The 19,720-nt window shown below is 53.3% G+C and carries 20 protein-coding genes; 16 read left to right on the top strand and 4 right to left on the bottom strand.

The annotated features are described in order from the left end of the window. The 16 genes from FBQ85_10880 to FBQ85_10805 form a co-directional block, all read left to right on the top strand. A partial coding sequence (locus FBQ85_10880; protein ID MDL1875655.1) for an amidohydrolase occupies positions 1 to 493 on the top strand: 493 nt, incomplete at its 5' end. A gap of 46 nt (positions 494 to 539) precedes the next feature. Next, the gene (locus tag FBQ85_10875; protein MDL1875654.1) at positions 540 to 1,571 is read left to right on the top strand and encodes a zinc-binding dehydrogenase; all 1,032 of its coding nucleotides are present in this window, start codon (positions 540 to 542) and stop codon (positions 1,569 to 1,571) included. Between the two features lie 193 nt (positions 1,572 to 1,764). After that, entirely contained in the window at positions 1,765 to 2,367 is a 603-nt protein-coding gene (locus FBQ85_10870; protein ID MDL1875653.1) for a transposase, read from the top strand. Positions 2,368 to 2,479: 112 nt separating this feature from the next. After that, positions 2,480 to 3,529, top strand: coding sequence for a proline racemase (locus FBQ85_10865; GenBank protein ID MDL1875652.1), 1,050 nt, complete (start codon positions 2,480 to 2,482; stop codon positions 3,527 to 3,529). 61 nt (positions 3,530 to 3,590) lie between these two features. Next, positions 3,591 to 3,902, top strand: coding sequence for a hypothetical protein (locus tag FBQ85_10860; GenBank protein ID MDL1875651.1), 312 nt, complete (start codon positions 3,591 to 3,593; stop codon positions 3,900 to 3,902). Positions 3,903 to 3,914: 12 nt separating this feature from the next. Next, complete coding sequence (locus FBQ85_10855; GenBank protein MDL1875650.1) at positions 3,915 to 4,268, top strand: hypothetical protein; 354 nt, start codon at positions 3,915 to 3,917, stop codon at positions 4,266 to 4,268. Between the two features lie 131 nt (positions 4,269 to 4,399). Further along, a complete protein-coding gene (locus FBQ85_10850) occupies positions 4,400 to 6,196 on the top strand; it encodes a DUF3471 domain-containing protein (GenBank protein MDL1875649.1) in 1,797 nt (598 codons plus the stop codon). Between the two features lie 193 nt (positions 6,197 to 6,389). Beyond that, positions 6,390 to 7,511 (top strand): P1 family peptidase, encoded by a 1,122-nt coding sequence (locus tag FBQ85_10845; GenBank protein ID MDL1875648.1) that lies wholly within the window; start codon positions 6,390 to 6,392, stop codon positions 7,509 to 7,511. 265 nt (positions 7,512 to 7,776) lie between these two features. After that, on the top strand, positions 7,777 to 8,223 hold the full coding sequence (locus tag FBQ85_10840; protein MDL1875647.1) for a GNAT family N-acetyltransferase: 447 nt from the start codon (positions 7,777 to 7,779) through the stop codon (positions 8,221 to 8,223). An 83-nt stretch (positions 8,224 to 8,306) separates the two neighbouring features. Continuing rightward, positions 8,307 to 10,187 carry an alpha-amylase gene (locus FBQ85_10835; GenBank protein MDL1875646.1) on the top strand — a complete coding sequence of 627 codons (1,881 nt, stop codon included), beginning with the start codon at positions 8,307 to 8,309 and terminating at the stop codon, positions 10,185 to 10,187. Then, positions 10,177 to 12,204, top strand: coding sequence for a hypothetical protein (locus FBQ85_10830; GenBank protein ID MDL1875645.1), 2,028 nt, complete (start codon positions 10,177 to 10,179; stop codon positions 12,202 to 12,204). Before FBQ85_10835 ends, FBQ85_10830 begins: the two co-directional genes overlap by 11 nt. 133 nt (positions 12,205 to 12,337) lie before the next feature. After that, positions 12,338 to 12,808 carry an acyl-CoA thioesterase gene (locus FBQ85_10825; GenBank protein ID MDL1875644.1) on the top strand — a complete coding sequence of 157 codons (471 nt, stop codon included), beginning with the start codon at positions 12,338 to 12,340 and terminating at the stop codon, positions 12,806 to 12,808. 129 nt (positions 12,809 to 12,937) lie between these two features. Next, positions 12,938 to 13,288, top strand: coding sequence for a hypothetical protein (locus tag FBQ85_10820; GenBank protein ID MDL1875643.1), 351 nt, complete (start codon positions 12,938 to 12,940; stop codon positions 13,286 to 13,288). Further along, positions 13,288 to 14,967: a M28 family peptidase gene (locus FBQ85_10815; protein ID MDL1875642.1), complete on the top strand. Its 1,680-nt coding sequence runs from the start codon at positions 13,288 to 13,290 to the stop codon at positions 14,965 to 14,967. Before FBQ85_10820 ends, FBQ85_10815 begins: the two co-directional genes overlap by 1 nt. Further along, on the top strand, positions 14,907 to 15,803 hold the full coding sequence (locus tag FBQ85_10810; protein ID MDL1875641.1) for a phosphate ABC transporter substrate-binding protein: 897 nt from the start codon (positions 14,907 to 14,909) through the stop codon (positions 15,801 to 15,803). The genes FBQ85_10815 and FBQ85_10810 overlap by 61 nt, the downstream gene beginning before the upstream one ends. Positions 15,804 to 15,832: 29 nt before the next feature. After that, positions 15,833 to 16,252 carry a DUF1761 domain-containing protein gene (locus FBQ85_10805; protein MDL1875640.1) on the top strand — a complete coding sequence of 140 codons (420 nt, stop codon included), beginning with the start codon at positions 15,833 to 15,835 and terminating at the stop codon, positions 16,250 to 16,252. Positions 16,253 to 16,405: 153 nt separating this feature from the next. Here the strand turns inward: FBQ85_10805 and FBQ85_10800 are convergent, their stop codons facing one another. The 4 genes from FBQ85_10800 to FBQ85_10785 form a co-directional block, all read right to left on the bottom strand. Beyond that, positions 16,406 to 17,179, bottom strand: coding sequence for a glycosyltransferase (locus FBQ85_10800; GenBank protein ID MDL1875639.1), 774 nt, complete (start codon positions 17,177 to 17,179; stop codon positions 16,406 to 16,408). Between the two features lie 14 nt (positions 17,180 to 17,193). Further along, positions 17,194 to 18,027 carry a DUF547 domain-containing protein gene (locus tag FBQ85_10795; protein MDL1875638.1) on the bottom strand — a complete coding sequence of 278 codons (834 nt, stop codon included), beginning with the start codon at positions 18,025 to 18,027 and terminating at the stop codon, positions 17,194 to 17,196. 9 nt (positions 18,028 to 18,036) lie between these two features. Next, complete coding sequence (locus tag FBQ85_10790) at positions 18,037 to 18,936, bottom strand: hypothetical protein (GenBank protein ID MDL1875637.1); 900 nt, start codon at positions 18,934 to 18,936, stop codon at positions 18,037 to 18,039. 150 nt (positions 18,937 to 19,086) lie between these two features. Next, positions 19,087 to 19,720, bottom strand: a 634-nt coding sequence (locus FBQ85_10785; GenBank protein ID MDL1875636.1) for a DUF3179 domain-containing protein, incomplete at its 5' end; no start/stop codon positions are given.

The raw sequence follows: 19,720 nt of genomic DNA, 5'->3' as shown, positions 1-19,720 counted from the left end.
GGCAATTGCCGCCAATGCCTATCGCTTTGGCAACACGGCGCAGCACGCGCTCTACGCCCGCGCCGAGCAAGAGAACATGCTGATGATGTTTCACGGCGGCACCAGCATCTTTCCGGGCGCGAGAAATGTCTATGCTGACACCATGCCCATCGATGATGTCGCGATAGATTTCCCCAAGCTCAAAATCATCATCGCGCATGCCGGGCGGCCGCTGCACGTTGACACCACGTTTTTCTTGTTGCGCCGGCATCAGAACGTTCACATCGACATCTCGGGCATTCCACCGAAAAAATTGTTGGACTATCTGCCGCGCCTTCCTGAAATTGCCGATAAAACGTTATGGGGCACCGACTGGCCCAGTCCGGGCGTGAGTGATATGCGCAAAAACATTGATGATTTTCTCGCTTTGCCATTGTCAACGGAAATCAAGCAAGCGATTTTGTATGAGAATTCTTACCGGCTGCTCAAACAGTGCGGAGGTATTGATAATTGACGAAAACAATGCGATTGGCTGTTTACCTGATCGGGATAATTGAATCATGAAATCCGTCTTTATCAACCAGCACGGCGACGAAAGCGTTTTGACATATGGCGAGTTGCCTGCGCCCGAGGCCGGGCCGGGCCAGGTTCTCGTTGAAATCAAAGCCTGTGCGCTCAATCACCTCGATTTGTGGGTGCGCAATGGTTTGCCAAGTTTGAGGCTGGCAATGCCGCATATTCTCGGCTCGGATATTTCCGGCGTGGTTGCGCAGACTGGCGCGGGCGTATCGCATATTAAAGCCGGTGAAGACATTATCATTTCACCGGGGATTTCGTGCGGGCAGTGCAAGGCCTGTCTTTCCGGGCGGGATAATTATTGTTTCAAATATGGCGTGATCGGCGAACATCGCACCGGCGGCTATGCCCAATACATTGTCGTGCCGGCGGTGAATATCATCCCCAAACCGGCGAATCTGAATTTCTTTGAAGCGGCTGCTTATCCGCTGACGTTTCTCACGGCGTGGCAAATGTTGGTGACGAAATGCCGGGTGCAGCCACAAGATTGGGTGTTGGTTCTTGCCGCCGGCAGTGGCGTGGGAGTGGCCGCCATACAAATTGCAAAACTGCATAATGCCATTGTGATTGCCGCCGCCAGCAGCGAGGCCAAACTCGAAAAAGCCAAAGCGCTGGGCGCCGATTTTTTTATCAACTATGAAACACAAAATTTTCGCGAAGAGGTGCGCAAACTCACCGACAAACGCGGGGTGGACATCATTTTCGAACATGTCGGTGAAAAAACCTGGGAGGATTCGATCAAATCCCTCACGCCGGGCGGCCGCATTGTAACCTGCGGTGCAACCACCGGCTATCGCGCGGTGACGGATTTGCGCTATCTCTTCTCGCGCAATTTGGTGTTGTGGGGCAGCATCATGGGATCAAAGGGCGAAATGTTGCATGTCTCCGAATTGATGAAAGCCGGCAAGCTTCGCCCGGTGATCGATCGCGTGATGCCGCTGGCGGAAGCGCCGCAAGCGCATCGGTTGCTGGCGCGGCGCGAGCAATTCGGAAAAATTGTTTTGGCAATCGAGTAGCGGTAAAAAAATCGCACGAAATCTGATTGATCGGCAATTGACTACCTGAATTTTGCATCAAGTCTGACCGAATCCGCGATGAGTGCTGAGTACGTAGTCGCGCCTTCAGGCGCACACACGTTGGTTGAAATCATTCACGTCGAGCGCCTGAAGGCGCGACTACATACAGCTTCAAACAAATTGGAGGGAGCTCATGCCTTACGAATATCGCCGCATGACTTTAGCACAACGGGAGGCAACTTTAAAAGAACGCGTCGACAAGGGCTATCCTCTGCATGCGCCGCCGCATCCAATCAAAGAAAAATCATATTACCTTCTCACCGCAGCGAACTTTGAACACCGGCACATTATGGCCAAGGCGCAACGGCGCACCGAATTTCAGGCCAAGGCCTTTGAAAAATTTGCCGAATTTGAGCTCCAAACTGCGGGTTGGGTTTTTCTGCTAAATCATTATCATGTCATGGCCTATGTACCGGTGTTCGCCAAACTGCCGCTTTTGTTCAATCGCTTGCACGGCGCCACCGCGCGCCAATGGAATCTTGAAGATCGGCTAACCGGAAAGCGCACGGTTTGGTACCAGTTTAGTGATCGCATGATTCGCGGGGAAGCGCATTTTTACACAACGCTGAATTACGTGCATTACAATCCCGTCAAGCATGGCTATGTCAAGCGCATCGACGAATGGGAATGGTCAAGCTTCAATTGGTATTTGGCAGAAAAGGGGCGGGATTGGCTGGTTGAAATTTGGAAGAAATACCCGATTAAAAATTATGGTGAGAAGTGGGATGTGTTTTGAAGCATGTTTGTAGTCGCGCCATCAGGCGCACACACATTGGTCGCAATCATTCACGTTGAGCGCCTGAAGGCGCGACTACAAGCGATTACAAGCGGTCTACAAACGATTAATTATGAAAAACGACTTCGCACGATCTCCTCACCACTGGCAGCCGCCTGCCGACTGGCAAAAAATCACCACGATTGATGCGCATGCCGAAGGCGAGCCGCTGCGGGTGATCATCGGCGGTTTTCCCGAACTCGCCGGCGGCGCCATTCTCGCGAAACGCCGCGAGGCAAAGGAACATTGGGATCATCTCCGCACCGCATTGATGTGGGAGCCGCGCGGCCATGCGGATATGTACGGCTGCCTGCTCACACCTCCGGTTTCCGCCGAAGCAGATTTCGGCGTGTTGTTTTTGCACAATGAAGGCTACAGCACGATGTGCGGGCATGGCATTATCGCGGTCACGAAAGTCGTGCTCGAAACCGGCATGCTGCCGATTAAAACGCCGGAAACCACAGTGAAGATCGACACGCCGGCGGGACTCGTGACCGCGTTTGCGCGCATTCACAACGGCAAAGTGAGCAGTGTTTATTTTCGCAACGTGCCGTCGTTCGTCGTTGCGTTAAATGAGAAAGTCAAAGTGCCGGGCTTGGGCGTGATCGAGTATGATCTCGCCTTTGGCGGTGCGTTTTATGCGTATGTCGATGTCGCGCAAGTTGGTTTGACATGTACGCCCGCGCATTTTCGCGAGTTGATCGACAAAGGCATGATGATCAAAGCCGCGGTGATGCAATCCCGGCAAATCGAACATCCCTTTGAGAAAGATCTCAATTTTCTCTACGGCACGATTTTCATCGGACCGGCGGAACAGCGGGGAGCGCACAGCCGTAACGTCTGCATCTTTGCCGAGGGCGAGGTCGATCGCAGCCCGACCGGCACCGGCGTCAGCGGCCGCTTGGCGATTCATTTTGCGCGCGGCGAGATCAAACTGAATCAAGCGATTGAGATTGAAAGCATCATCGGCAGCCGCTTCGCCGGCAGAGTCGTCAGCACGAAGTCATTCGGGCCGCATGCCGCCATCATCCCCGAAGTCGAAGGCCGCGCATTCATCACCGGGCGCCATGAATTTTGGATCGATCCCGAGGATCCGTTGAAGGAAGGTTTTGTGCTGCGATAAGAAAGGCGTTGCTATTGTTTCTGTAGAATATTATTCTATGCAAATTCTGCGAGAGAATAAGATGGGAAAAGAATACTTGCAGGATCGTTATGGCAATACCATTTACATCACAGATGAACGTTGGGATCATATCTACGAAGAACATCCAGACATGATCGGGTATGACGAGCATGTGAGGCAGACCATTCGCGATGGAAAACGAACACAAGACGAATTCGATCCCCGCAAATATTTTTACACGAAACCATTTCGTAATCTATTTGATATCAACAACCATGTCGTAGTTGTCGTCAAATTCGGACAGCGCTTCAGTGAAGAAGGCCATGAAACGCAAAACAACTTCGTCATGACAGCATATCAAAATCATTTTTAGCAGGTATGAACTATGCAAAGCGATCGCATTATCCTGAACTACCAGCGTGAAGACGATATTTTGTATGTAACCTTTGGCCAGGAAGGGCGAAAAGGCGTGGGGCTCAATTTACATGCGAATATATTGCTGCGTTTCGATCGCAGCTCAGGCGAGCCATTGGGCTTGACTTTTATCGACTATTCAAAACTCAAAACACAAACAACTATCCCCTTGAACGATTTTTCCTCGACGCCGGAGGAGTTGCAAAAAATCGTTCGCCAAATTCTTCTAGCAGAGCCGGTATGCCGTTTTATCGAAATTGACCCACACACGTTTCGCAACCTGGCGGTGATCAATCCTTCCATGGAAAAAGTTATTGCCGCATAGCTTACACCGCTGACCGGCTAATTACTCTTGCCAACTATTGCCGCTCCTTCATCGTCTTACCCCTGCCGCCATGACCAGTTTGACAGTCTTTTGAGCCTCTTCCCACCGAACATTCAGGAAAGGAAAAGAATATGCATATAAAAATTGGGCGCCTGTTTTTCTGTCTCGCTGTCGTTGCCACGGCACTCGCCGCGCAATCCGATCTCGAATTGCGCATGCTGCGCGTTGAAAACGGATTACTGCCCCAGGTCTTGATCAAAGGCGAACCGGCGTGGACGCTGACAGAACGCATGCAGCACTACAAAGTTCCAGGTGTGAGCCTCGCCATTATTCATGATTTTAAGATCGTGTGGTCGAAAGCTTATGGTTTGAAAGATGCGGAAACCAAAGAGCCGGTGACATTGAATACTCTCTTTCAGGCCGGTTCGATTAGCAAGCCGGTGGCGGCCATGGTGGCGCTCAAGAAAGCCGAACAAGGCAAAATCAAACTCGATGAAAACATCAACAAAAAGCTGACTTCGTGGAAATTGCCGGATAATGAATTCACCGCGCAGAAAAAAGTGACGCTCGCCAATTTGCTGAGCCATACGGCCGGACTCACGGTGCACGGTTTTCCAGGATACGCGGTCGGCGAAAAGTTGCCAACGCTGCCGCAAGTGCTGAACGGCGCGGAACCGGCAAATACCGCGGCCGTGCGCGTGAACATGACGCCGGGAACGAAATTCCGCTACTCCGGCGGCGGCACCACCATCATGCAACTCGCGTTGATGGATATCGAGAAAAAGCCGTTTCCACAAATTGCTCAAGAAACCGTGCTAAAACGGTTGGAAATGATCAACAGTTCTTATGAACAACCGTTACCGCCGGATTGGCTGACACGTGCCGCTGCCGGCTATCGCCGCGACGGCAGCGAAGTCGAAGGCAAGCGCCACATTTATCCCGAAATGGCGGCAGCCGGCTTGTGGACGACGCCCATCGACCTGGCGAAGTTTGCCATTGAGATTCAGCTTTCGCTAAAGGGCAAATCCAACAAAGTCCTTTCGCAGAAAATGACGGAGAAAATGCTCACGCCTTTCATCGAAGATTTTGTGGCGTTGGGCTTCTTCATCGACAAAAAGGGCGGGGCAACTTATTTTCAGCACGGCGGCGCTGATGAAGGCTTTCGCGCGCAGTTGATGGCGCACAAAGACAAAGGCTATGGTGCAGTGGTAATGGTCAATTCCGATAACGGGCAAATCATGAACGAAATTCTGCGCAGCATTGCGAAAGAATATCAGTGGGAAGATTATCTGCCCGAGCCGTATGAACTCCTCACGCTTGCGCCCGCGGTGTTGGAGAATTACACCGGACGTTATTTGGTCAATCCCGATCGCGTTCTCACCGTGACCAGAGAAAACGGCCGGTTGTTCGCAGAAGCAACGCAATCGCCAAAAGTCGAATTGTTGGCAATCGCGGAAAATGTTTTCATTCGCAAAGATGCTGCGGTGCAATATCACTTTTTGCGCGAACCCGGCGCCAAGGTCGATACGGTGAAGGTTGATTTTGAAGGGGGCATGTCGCTGGCGCCGCGCTTAGAGCCGGAAGTCATGATTCCATATGAGAATGTGCACACGGGCAAGTTTGAGATTGCGGTGGAAGCGTATCGCAAGATCAAACAGGAACAGCCGAATAATGTTGCGATCGAAGAAGGCCGGCTCAACAATTTGGGGTATGAACTGCTGCGCGCGCAAAAATTCGCGGCCGCGATTGCCGTTTTTAAGTTGAATGTCGAGTTCTATCCGCAATCGTCCAACACGTACGACAGCCTGGGCGAGGGATACATGCTGAATGGCGACAAGGAGCTGGCAATTGAGAATTACAAAAAATCACTGGCGCTTGATCCCCAAAACAAAAATGCCGTAGCGATGCTGAAAAAGTTGCAGGAGTGATCCGATGAAACTGCAACCACAGATTTTATGGCTTGGCCTCTGGCTGTAAACGAATGATTGCGCCACGGATGGACACGGGTTTTCACGGATTGAGACAATTAAGCCGAACTTCAGGCAAGCAGAATCAGTGTCTCGGCATATCAACGTTAACATTCTCCGGGAGCAAATTATGAATCCAGATTGCCGCCGTTTGATGGTGAGTGCATCTCTGATGCTTCTCATCTTATACCAAATTGTTGCAGCGCAAAACAAGCCGCGGGCGCGCGATCTCGGCATTCCATTCGACGGCTCGCCGGGGCCGCTCAATGCCATCACGGACGTCGCGGGTGTGGAAGTCGGGCATACCACAATCATCTCAGATGAAAACGCGAAGAAGCCCGTGCGCACCGGCGTCACCGCGATTTTACCGCGCGGCAAAGCTTCGGATGATCTCGTTTTCGCAGGCTGGTTCTCGCTCAATGGCAACGGCGAGATGACCGGCACAACCTGGGTGGAGGAATCCGGTTTGCTCGAGGGACCGGTGATGATCACCAACACGCACAGTGTGGGCTTGGTGCGCGACGCGGTGATTCAATGGCGCGTGCAGCGCGGCTTCATGAAACAGCCGTGGGCCCTGCCAGTGGTGGCAGAAACATGGGATGGTTGGTTGAATGACATCAACGGCTTTCACGTGAAGCCTGAGCATGCCTGGGCGGCGCTGGAAAACGCGGCTTCGGGCGCAGTGGCAGAGGGCAACGTCGGCGGCGGCACCGGCATGGTTTGTCACGGCTTCAAAGGCGGCATCGGCACCGCCTCGAGAAAATTGGAGGAGAAGGCGGGCGGTTATATCGTAGGTGTGTTGGCGCAATGCAATCACGGCCGGCGGCAAGAGCTGCGCATTGCCGGCGTTCCGGTGGGATTGGAGATGACAGATGAAATACTCGATCGCGAAGACACCGGCTCGATCATCGTGGTGATCGCGACGGATGCGCCGCTGCTGCCGCATCAATTGAAGCGGCTGGTGCGCCGGGTGAGCATGGGACTCGCGCGTAATGGCGCGACGGCCGGCAACGGCTCGGGCGATATTTTTATCGCGTTTTCCACTGCCAATATCGAGGTGGGAAAAACGCAGGAGATCGCCAAACTCGAGATGCTGCCCAACGAGCGCATGAATCCCCTGTTCGCAGCGACGATTCAAGCAACCGAGGAGGCCATCATCAATGCCATGATTGCCGCGGAAACCATGTCGGGCATCGACGGACACCGTGTGCGCGCGCTGCCGCACAAATTGCTAAAGCAGATTTTGAAGAAATACAATCGGCTGGCAGAGAAATGAATCCGTGCGAGTCGCCACCAGAATTTTTGTCAAGAGGCACGAAGAAGCTGAGATTTTTTCTTGGTGGCATCGTGTCTTGGTGGCAAACAATACTTCCCTATCTGTGGTGATTCAACTAGTACGCTGCTGTCTTGAAAAATTCAGCCCTCATTAGCATGTCATCCAGACGGGTTCCTGTGAAGTTGCGAGCATATTATCGAGACTTCACAAGATTCGTCTGCAGGACATCGCGAAGGAACCACTCCGGCAAATTTAAGAGATTTTCATGTATCACGAATATCGCAAAGACAACTTCATCATCTCGAACGATCCGGCACGGTTGGACCTCGAGGCGATTCACGCTTATCTCTCGCAGGAATCGTATTGGGCGGCGGGCATCCCCAAAGACGTTGTCGCTCGTTCGATCAAAAACTCGCTCTGCTTCGGCGTTTACGAGGGCAATCAACAAATCGGCTTTGCTCGCCTGGTGACAGATTCCGCCACTTTCGCTTATCTTGCTGATGTTTACATTCTGTTACCGTATCGCGGTCGGGGTTTGGCGAAATGGCTGATGCAATGCATTCTGGCGCATCCGGATTTAGAGGGCCTACGCCGCATCAATCTGATAACGCTCGATGCGCACGGGCTCTACCGGCAATTCGGCTTCACCGCACCGCATCAGCCCGAAACTTACATGGAATTGCGGCGGCCAAACATCTACAAGAAAACCTGAAGCGTGTGTTGCTTTTTCAATCCTGCTTGAATATCTTGCGCTCATAGCAACTTTCTACACGACCTTTCGGAGGAGCAAATCACATGCTGACACGCCGCGGCTGTCAACGCATTTTCATCTCTCACTTCTTGCGTTTCTCTTGGGTTCTTGTCCTGAGTAACATCTTATTTTTTGCCTGTAAACCCGAAACACCTCAACAGCCCAATGTTCAAGTTCCGGCCTGGGCAAGAGGCGTGACGTGGTATCAAATCTTTCCCGAGCGTTTTCGCAACGGCGATCCCAATAATGATCCAACCTTTCGTGATACCTTCGGTTCATGGCCGCACGACACGGTTTCTGCCTGGCAACTCAGCCCGTGGACTGCGGATTGGTATCGTCTGCAACCGTGGGAAGCCGCGAACGGAAGAAACTTCAATGCCAACGCAGCCCGGCGGCGTTTCGGTGGCGATATTCAGGGCATTATCGACAAGCTCGATTATCTCAAAGAACTCGGCATCACCGCGATTTATTTGAACCCCATGTTCGAATCGCCGACGCTGCACAAGTATGATACCGAGCTGTATCATCACATCGACAATAATTTTGGTCCGAACCCGGACCGCGATCGCGAAATCTGGGCAACGGAAAATTTTGCTGATCCCGCCACGTGGAAGTGGACGACGGCGGACAGCCTCTTCCTCAAGCTCATTCGCGAAGTGCATAGCCGCGACATGCGCATCATTATCGACGGCGTGTTCAATCACATGGGCGTTACGAATCCCGCGTTTCGCGATGTGGTGCAGAACGGCCAGGCGTCGCCTTATGCCGATTGGTTCATCATCAAAAGCTGGGACGATCCCGATACTCCGGAAAATGAATTTGAATACCAGGGCTGGTACGGCGTGAAAGATTTGCCGGAAGTGCGGCGCGAAGGCGACAATCTCGCGCCCGGGCCGGCAGCGCTGGTGCGCGCTGTCGTCAAACGCTGGATGGACCCCAACGGCGATGGCGATCCTTCCGACGGCATTGACGGCTGGCGTCTCGATGTTGCGGAATTGGTGCCCAAGGGCTTTTGGCGCGATTTCCGCAAATGGGTGCGCGAAATCAATCCCGAGGCCTATCTCACCGGCGAAGTGTGGTGGGAGGATTATCGCAATCACAAAATGTTCAACGCGGCGCCGTGGCTGCAGGGCGATATTTTTGATGCCGTGATGAATTATCGTTTTGCTGATGGTTTGTTGAAATATTTCGTCGATACCCACAATGCCTACGATGCCAAAGGCTTGCATGCGCATCTGCAGCAGGTTCTGGACGATTATCCGCAGGATATCAATTATGTGTTGATGAATTTGTTGAGCAGTCACGATACCGAGCGGCTCGCTTCGATGGTGATCAACCCTAATCGTATGATCGATCACGAAAGCAGCGCCGATCGCCATCCCAATTTTCAAGTGCGCAAGCCCACTGTCGAGGAGCGTGAAACGCAAAAACTGATCGTTGCATTTCAGACGTTGTATCTGGGCGCGCCGATGATTTATTATGGCGACGAGGCCGGCATGTGGGGCGCGGATGACCCCGACGAACGCAAGCCCATGGTCTGGCCGGATCTGATTTATGAGCCTGAAAAAGCAATGCCCGACGGCTCTGAACGGGCTGCGGATGAGGTTTATTTCGATTGGGACTTGTTCAACTATTACAAAGCGATGCTGGCGCTGCGCCGCGAACACGAAGCTATTCGCACCGGCGATTACAGATTTGAAGAGGTGAGCAACAGTCCGCATGTATTCGCCTTTAGCCGGAATGACGGCAAACAAGGCATTTTGTGTTTATTCAATCGCGTGCTTACGCCGCAAGAGGTGATGCTGCCGGAGCGTTTTCAACAGCATGAAATGCTGCACGGCGGGGAAAACCTTGCGTCCACAACAGAAAGCCGTTATTTGCTGGCCGGCAAATCTGCCGTGGTGTTGTTGACAAATGCAAAATGAGAGATCAACCGGATGTACTCTTTCCATGACTACGCTTAGGATTAGCGCAAAGCAACGTGTTCTCATGATGCGCCGATTTACTTTGCCGTCGCTAATCCTGTTGCTCTTGCTGCACAGCTTTACGCATGCCGGAGAATATTCCTCAAACGCAGATTCATCTTTTGAGTCGCGACAACGCCAGTTTTTGTATCATCGTCTCGCCAGCCTCGGCCTGAATCCGCGCGGCGACCTTGCCATTTACGGCGAAAACCTCTTCCCACAAACCTCCAGTCGACCTCTGGCAAGCGGACAAGTTTTGTTGCCCGAGAATTATCGTCTCGGGCCCGGCGATGTCGTGGGCGTGTATTTGCTCGGCAAAGCCCAACGTGATTTCGAGCTGACCGTGCTACCGGAAGGCAGGGTTTATGTTCCCACCGCTGGACTCGTGGAGGTTGCCGGCTTGACGATGACGCAAGCGCGCGAAAGATTGCGCGAACACATGTCGCGATTTTTCAATACGAGTGAATTCGATGCGACTTTGTTGAATGCCAAAACCGTTGTTGTCGAAGTCGTGGGCGAGGTTCGCCGCCCCGGCCGCCATACGTTGAGCGGCCTGCATACGGTGCTTGATGCCATTCAGATTGCCGGCGGTATCACCTATGCCGGCTCATTGCGCAACCTCGTCATCGCAAATCGCGATCAAGAACAACGACATGTCGATCTCTATCAGACTCTTCTGCAGCCACAGTCAAGTGAGCCGCCTCTGCTGCAGGCCGGCGATCGCATTTTTGTGCCGCCGGCGCAGCGTTGGGTCGCCGTAGCCGGTGAAGTGCATCGTCCGGCAATATTTGAATTGCGCGATGATGACTCCGAATCATTGTCGAGCGCCTTAGCGCTTGCCGGCGGAACAACGTCTCTGGCAGATACGCTGCGCCTCGAGTGGAGCCGTTTGCTGCCCGAGGGCCGGCGTGAGACCCAAGTCGTCAATCTTGCGGAGACGCATGCCAATGGTAGTTTCGCTCCGCTGCGGCACGGCGATCGCATCACCGTTTATTCCAAACTCACTCAAGCCGAAGTTCCTCAAGTTGCTGTTTACGGTGAGGTGATTTCGCCGGGTGTTTATGCTTACGAAGAAAGTCTGTATGTGAGTGATTTAATCCTGCGCGCCGGCGGGCTGTCACGCGCAGCATACTTGCTGGAAGCAGAACTGGCTCGCATCGATCCCGGCCAGCCGCCGTACCGTGAAAAAATCGCGCTGCACAAGATTCTTCTGTCTCAAACCAGTGATAATGCCTCCGGTAAAAGTGCGGATGATGCCCTCCTGCGTCCGGATGATCAGCTTTTTATCCGGCGCATTCCTGATTGGCGCGTTGGCCCGCTCGTTGAAATTCGCGGTGAAGTCAAGTTTCCTGGAATGTATGCGATTGATTGGGGCAAAACACGTCTCAGCGAAATTTGCCAACTGGCCGGCGGTCCGACGCCGGAGGCTTCACTTCACGAAGCGCGTTTATATCGCCGCCGTCTCGAACATGCTCCCTTACAAACAGAGGCAACGCTCCCGGCAGAAATTCTAACACGCTTTGATCATGAAAAAATCAAGTTTGACCGTGACCGCCAGGAAGCCAGTCTTATCAGCGTTGATTTCGCCAAGTTGCTGTTGGCCCATGAGGCGCAACACGATGTTGTGCTCGCACCGGGCGACCTCATCGAGTTTCCGCGGCAAAGCCGTCTGGTTTATGTCACCGGCGCGGTGGGGTTGCCGGGCGGCATACCGTTTGTCCCGGGAGAGAAGGCGAGCGACTACATCGCCCGCGCCGGCGGTTTTGGATTGCATGCCAGCCGCAGCCGCGTGAAAGTCGTGCGCGCTACCGGCGAGATTGTGAATGATGAGGATGCCGGCCCGCTGGCCGCCGGCGACACAATCTGGGTGCCGACACGCAGCGAGCGCAGCGGTTGGAACACGCTGCGCGATTTCGTTACCGTGGCAGCTCAGCTCGCAACGATTTACGTTGTCATCGACCGCGCAACAGGAAACTAAAGCAAGTTTGTTCTACTGGGGGGGATTCAAACTTCTTGACCACGAAACGTGCAAAAAACACCAAGAGTTGAACCGGGATATTTCGCGAGCTTTGTGAGTTGAGAATGAAAAACATTGAAGTGAGATTTACTTCATGAAGATCACCGATATGCAACTTCCAGAAACAAAGTCGCCGCCTCCGTCGAACAAGCCGCGGCATTTTTGCGTGCGCGAGTTCGTGCGTTGGGGTGATATTGATCAGGCCGGCATCATTTGCTACGGCGCATACGTGCGCTTTTTTGAAATCGCTGAAACCGAATTCTTTCGTGAGATCGGGCTGCCCTATTCCGTGTTGTTTGATCGCTTTGATTTTTGGCTGCCGCGGGTGCAGCTTCACTTCGAATTTCACCGCCCGGCTTTGCTGGACGATCTTCTCGAGGTCGAAACCTGGGTTGGGCATGTGGGCCGTAGCTCGCTGCGCTTCGAATTCTCTGTGCGTAAAGTCGATGGTGAGATTACCGCCCAGGGCTATGAAATCGTCGTTGCGATCAATCGCAAAACCTTTCAACCCATTCCTGTGCCGGCAGAACTGCTCGACGCGCTACAGCCTTATCAGGCGGCTTGAGATGCCGGCTTCGTTCGCAACAACTGAGGCGAAAGGTTCAAGGCAAAACCATTTCGGGCAATACGATTGCTAGCTCGGAAATTTGAACAACAACTACCGGGTTACTCCAACTGAAACAAAGCGCAATCGATGGCAAAACTGTTCTACCTGCATTGGCGCGAAGCTGAATTGCGAGAACGCCTTGCGCCGCTACGCAAAGCCGGGTACGACGTGGCCGGCCATGCCAACATAGAATCACTGGCACAATTTGGTGAAGCGTTGCCGGACGCGGTGATCATTTCTCTTGATCGCCTGCCTTCTCACGGCCGCACGGCGGCCGAATGGTTTTGGGAAGCAAAAAAGCGGCAACACGTTCCGATTATTTTTGCCGGCGGCGAACCGGATAAAATCAAAACCACAAAGGAAAAATTTCCTCAGGCGATTTTTTGCGCCACAGCAGAATTACCCGAACGGATCGCGCGCCTGGTGAAAGAAAAGTGATGGCGTCACGACACCAATCATGCTTGGCACACATTGCCGTACTGCTTTGCCTCGCACCGTTTAATGCTCAAACACAAGGGCTTGACGAGGCGGCCCGCGCGGCCATGACGAACATCTCCGGCGATTCACTGTACCGGCATCTCTTGTTTTTGGGCAATGATTCTCTGGAGGGGCGCGGCACCGGCACACGTGGCGGCGAGTTGGCGGCCAACTATCTCGCGCAGCAATTGCAGCGGCTCGGCTTGCTTCCCGTGGGCGAAGATCATTCCTACAAACAACAAATTCCTTTGCATGCCAGCAAGCCGCTGGCGGGTTCCAAGTTTCAACTTATATCGAAGGCGGGCGTGACGAATTTGGTGCTGGGGCGTGATTATTTGCTCTACAACACCGGCGCGCAAACGTTCATTCCCAAGCCCGCGCCGCTGGTGTTTGTGGGGTATGGCATCACCGCGCCGGAATACGATTATAATGATTATCAAACCATGAACGTCGCCGGAAAAATCGTGGTTTTTCTCTCCGGCGAGCCGGCGGCGAATGATCTCTCCTATTTTGAAGGCGAACGCCAAACCATTTATGCGATCCCCGAAGTCAAACAAAAGCTCGCGCTCAGCCGCGGCGCGGTAGGCAGCATCATGATTCCCTCCCTGCGTGATCTCTCGGGCGCGGGGCGCAATTGGCAGTATTGGCTGGAACAATTTGCCTTCGAGGACATCAGCCTGCTGTATTCTGCCGCCGGTAATTTGAGCGTGGTCATGAATCCCGCGGCGGCGCAAGCGTTGTTTGAAGGCGGGCCGCATTCGCTCGCCGAGGTTTTCGCGATGGAACGCATGAATAGCGTGCGCAGCTTTGCGCTGCCGGTCTCCGCCTCGTTTCGCGGCAGCTTCCAACAACGCGATTTCCTCGCGGCCAACGTCATTGGCATGCTGGAAGGTGGCGATCCCGAGTTGAAACATACTTATATCATCATCTCGGCGCATTACGATCATCTCGGCATCGGTCCGGCAGTGCAGGGCGATTCGATTTACAACGGCGTGTTCGACAATGCGGTTGGCGTCGCAGCCACGCTGGAGATGGCGCGCGCCTTTGCCGGACTGCCGGTGAAACCCAAACGTTCGCTGCTGTTTTTGTTTTTGACCGGCGAGGAAAAAGGCTTGTTGGGCTCGACCTATTATGTCGATCATCCCGTTGTGCCGTTATATCGCACCATCGCCAACCTCAATATCGATGGCTTGGCAATGTTCGACACGTTCGATGACGTTGTCGGCGTGGGAGCAGAGCTTTCGACGCTCGGTGAGTTGCTGCAAGAAGTCATCAAAGGACAGCGGCTCAGCGTCTCGCCGCTACCCGCGCCGTTCGCCGAGGCCGCTTCATTCGGCCGTTCGGATCAAATCGCATTTGCGCGCGGCGGCATTCCGGCAATTTTGATTATGGAAGGCACAAAGTATCGCAATACGCCGTCAAACGCAGGTTTGCAACGCATGATCGAATGGGGCCAGCGCATTTACCACACGCCGTTCGATGATCTCAGCCAACCCATGAACCTGCAAGCGGCACAGCAGCATGCTCAAATCCTTTTTGCTTTTTGTTATCGCCTCGCCAATCTCGCGTCACCACCAGAATGGAAAAAAGGAACGCCTTATCTCAATGTCCGGCTGCAATCGCTGGCGGAGCAACGCTGATGATCAAACACCTGTTCATCCTGGCGTCTTGCTGGCTGTCTTTGCTGGCATGCAGTGCGACACGTTCCCTCAGCCCCTCGGCGCATACACTTCGCCTCAAAGGCTCGGACACGATGGTGCCGCTGGTGCAACGCTGGGCGGAGGAATTCATGCAGCGGCATGCCGGCATCGCCGTTTATGTTGAAGGCGGCGGCACGGCTACCGGTTTTGACGCACTTATCAAAGGCGAGATTGAAATCTGCATGGCCTCACGCCCCTTGCGTTCGCTCGAAGCGCGGCAATTGGTCGAGCGCCAGCAAAATCTCGGTGTGGCCACCCTCGTTGCCAAAGACGGGTTGAGCATCTATCTGCATCCCGATAATCCCGTGCGCAATTTGAGTCTGGCGCAACTGCGCGATATTTACCTCGGCAAGATCAAATACTGGCGCGAAGTGGGAGGTTCAGAAGAAGCGATCGTGGTGTTGAGCCGTTCGCCGAATTCCGGCACCCATCTCTATTTTCAAGAGCATGTTTTGGAGGGACAGGCATATGGCAGTCATGCCATCAGCATGCCGACCACCGCCGCGATTGTGGCAGAGATTGAAAAAAATCCCCGTGCGCTCGGCTATGGCGGCATCGCGTACGGCCAACACCTTGTGCATTGCAAAATCAACGGCATCAGTCCCACGACAGAAGCTGTGCGCAAGGACATCTACCCCATCGCGCGCTATTTGTATTTCTATACCATCAAAAAGCCGGAGGGCTTGACCAAGCAGTTTATCGATTGGGTGTTGAGCCGCAACGGGCAGCGTCTCGTAAAAGAAGCAGGCTACATGCCGCTTTTCGAGGTGCCGTGAAAATTAAAATCACAGAAAGGAAGTGAACAGTGCAAACAAGAAAGTTCATTGGTGCATGGGCGGCTTACGTCGCGATAACATTCTGCCTTGGATTCGTTTGGCACTTGGTCCTTTTCAAAGACCTGTATCACGAACTGGCTATTTTTAGCCGAATCGACAATCCGATTATTCCTTTGGGCTTTTCTGCCATGCTCATCCAGGGCGCCGTATTGTCATACGCATACCGCTTCTTTCCACAGAGACACAGTTCTGTTCTCAATGGAATCAAGTTCGGGCTTCTGGCGGGCGTCTTTATTGCCAGCAGCGCGGTGATCGCTGAGGCCGCAAAACAAAATGTTACTTCATTATCAATTTGGCTCCTCGTGGAGACCGTATATTACCTGCTCCAGTTTGGCCTATCAGGATTTGCCATCGGACTTATTTTCGGTGGGGTGACAAAAATTTTCTAATAAAGTCGCACGCGGTTTTTTGTAGCAGGCGCTTCGGGCCTCCGGATTTGGCGCAGCTCGGCTTTGCGTTTTTCCCAATGATCACGCTTGTGCGGCTCCGGCAGAATTCGAGATGATGAAATCGACATGTGTTCTCCTGAAAAAGCCAATGTATCAAGATCGTGCCACCGTTTTCTTCCAATACTTTTCCGCCAGCTTTGATGGGGACACGCCGAGCGCATAGAGAAGCTGCAAATAGAAATTCCCGAGCGCGCGCCGCAAGTAGCCGTCTGCTTCGAACCGGCGCGCTGAGGTATAAACCGGAAATTTGAGAATCGCAAAACCGTTGCGCTGGTTCAAGCGCCGTACCAGGTCCACGTCTTCCATCAGCGAAAAATCATCGCAATAACCGCCGATTTCTTCGAACACTTTCCGTTTTACAAAAATAGCTTGATCGCCGTAAGGCAGCTTCAACCAGCGGCAACGCAGGCCGACATAGAATTCCAGGTAACGATAAACCCGGCGCGGATGATCGACGCGAAACGTGAAGGCGCCCGCCGCCAGTTGGGGATTTGCGCGCACAAAGCGGAGAAAATTTTGCAGCGAACGCGCGGGCAAAATCGTGTCGGCGTGCAGAAAAATGAGCCATTCCCCCCCCGCCACTTTGGCTCCGGCGTTCATTTGGCGCGCACGGCTGCAAGGCGCGTGCACCAAACGTATTTTGCCGCCGGTGTTTTGGCTGGCGATGGCGCGTTGCGTGCCGTCACAACTGCCGCCATCGGCAAAGATGATTTCAGCTTCGGGAAATTTGCGCAGCGGCTGCACCAGACTGCAAATATTCGCTGCCTCGTTGAGGGTGGGAACGACGATGGAAACGAAGACGGGATCGTTATTGTCGATAAGAATTCTATCTTCACGTGTTGCAGTGTCGGCGGCAATCACCTGCATGAAATTTCCTCCTGCTATTCGTTCAAATCCCAATCATATTCGGTATACTTGACTTTGATGGTGGCCGACCGCGCCAGCAGTTTTTGCGCCTGCTCCGGCGGCAAATAGTGGCTGATGAATTCCAACTCGGACTTGCCGTTCTTGCGGAAATCGTCCTTGAACCAATCAAAGATTTTTGAAATGGCGATTTCGTTCTTCTCAAAATCAAAACGATTCTTGTCGGATTGGCTTATGAAGAGGCGGCCCTGTTCGTTCATTTGCTCGCTCAAGCGGCCGGCCACATAAGCCTCCGCACGCAACGGCGGGCAGCTTTTGGCGCCGCACACCAGCGCGAAGTGAATGCGCGGGTCGCCCATCGGACGAATGATGTCGTTTTCAATATCATTCAATGAATATTTTCGGCTGTTGATCTTGATGAATTTGGTTTTGAACGTGCCGCCACCGGTGACGTACGACAGCTTGTTCATCAAGCTTTTGACCGGATATTTGTCGAGCACGTATTGGATCGTGAAGGCGTTATAAGCGTTGATCCAAAACGCGAGTTTCTCCTCGCCGGTCAAAGCTTCGGGATTGGATTTTTGCAGCACGGCGATATATTGCGGAAAGCGCGGATCGGTTTTGATCGCTTTGTAATCGACCGCGCCATCTTTGACGTGATCGGCCAACACTTGCGTGAACAGCGTATGCTCGATGCCGTTGGGACGCGCCGGCGGCATCGCGGTGCGACTCGGGGCCGGCACTGTGAATGCGATCGCTCCGGCGGCAAGCAACGCTGTGATCATTCTTTTGAAATTTGCCGGACGCCGAAAAAAATGGGTTAGCATAACTTCACCTCTCGTGTTAAACATCAAACGTTGTTATGGAACAGAAAAACCATAGGAAACAGCAGCCATAAGTTGATGGCCGTCGGGAAAATCCTGGCCGCTGAGGGCGAAACGAACCGCCGCTTCCAGATTCAATCCTTCTCGCAGCGCGTAGATCATGCTGGGCGTGATCGTCAGCAGCTCGCGGCGCTCTAACAATGGCGCGTTATTCACTTTGAGCCGCGGCGCTTGGCCACGCAGCCAATCCAATGTGCTCTTGATCATCACATGGGAGCTGAGTTCGTAGCTGGCCTCGGCAAGCGCCATCAGCTCATCACCCATCGTGTGCTCGAAAGCGTCGTTGTCCGTTCGCATCCGATACCCGACACCAAGACTGACGTAACCTCGCAACGGCCAAAGCGACCTGCTCACTTCGCCGAGAACGTCAAAATCCCACTGGCCTTCGCTGACGTTGACGGCTTCGGCATCCACGGTGAATTTTCCCGCCGGACTTTTGGCGCCAACGGTCAGGCTTGCCACGAATGGTTGTTGCAGCAAACGAAGCTTGGTGAAAAAGCGAACGTCACCAATACTGTTGCTGCGCGGCCGACGCGGATTGGCGAGGTTGGTGAATTGCAAACTATAAAAAGGAATTTGCACGCCCACTTCGAGCCAACCGGTGGCGCCATAAGCCGCTTCTGCAAAAATTGCCACCGCTTCGCTTGCTCCACCGATAAACGGATCGAACGGCGCGCGATGGCCTGCAGAAGTGCAACCGGCTTCGCGAAAAGCCGGCGAGAGCGCATCCTGTTGCGTGCAGAAACGGCGGTCGGTGGATTGATAAAAAATCGCGGATTTGAGCCACAGCCTTTTCTTGGGCAAAGTCCACGCGCCGGCAAACGACTCGACCGACAACAACAAAATGGCCAATACCGCGAGCAGTAACTTTTTCATGTCATCATCACAACGAGCCGTAATCAAACCGGCCTAAAAAATTCCAACGGATAGAAACAACGCAACGGATGAAAAGCTTTTATCAGTTGCGTTGTTTCTATCCGTTGGGAAAATCGTTGCTTTTTCTGCAAGAAGTCGACTTTAAAGAAACTATTCGAAGATCTGCGTCGACGGCCAAAACACCGACCACGCAAACCAGAAAGCGTTGTAAGCCGGAATCTGCTTCAACTTCGTGCCCGCCAGCGAACCCGACACCGCTTCGCCTTTGATATTCCACGCGCTACCCGTTTCGTTGTCCGTCATTTGAAAAGGACTCGTGCTGCTCAAAGTGAAATTCAAAAGCTGGCCGTTCACGTTGCGCTCATACGGTATCGCCAGCTTCGCGGACAAATCCGAAACAATCAAAACTGGCCGGCCATTGATTTGATCGTTAACGACGGGCTTGCCCGACAATTTCGAGAACGGATAGGCTTTCTGCACACCGCCTTCGATGAGACCGAGCACGATGTGTTTCGGTTGAAAGCGCGTGTCGTAACTGCGCGTGCGCAGCGGAAATAACGGCGAGGTTTGCTCGGAGCGGTAACTGCCGTAGGGATATGCCGTGTAATCGCGGTTGAAACCGGTATTCTGCGAAATGACCGAGGTCGTAGGATACAACTCTTTCCATTTTCCCCACGTGGTTTCGACCACGGGCAGCAGCTCAAGGCGATCGACATTCGCAGCACGATCGGGCGCGCGGAAGAACAAGCCGGTGCCAGTGAGCGGGCAAAACGTCATCATCACT

It is taken from the genome of Cytophagia bacterium CHB2 (genome assembly GCA_030263535.1).
GTDB lineage: Bacteria > Zhuqueibacterota > Zhuqueibacteria > Zhuqueibacterales > Zhuqueibacteraceae > Coneutiohabitans.
This window is presented reverse-complemented; position numbering and strand designations above follow the sequence as displayed.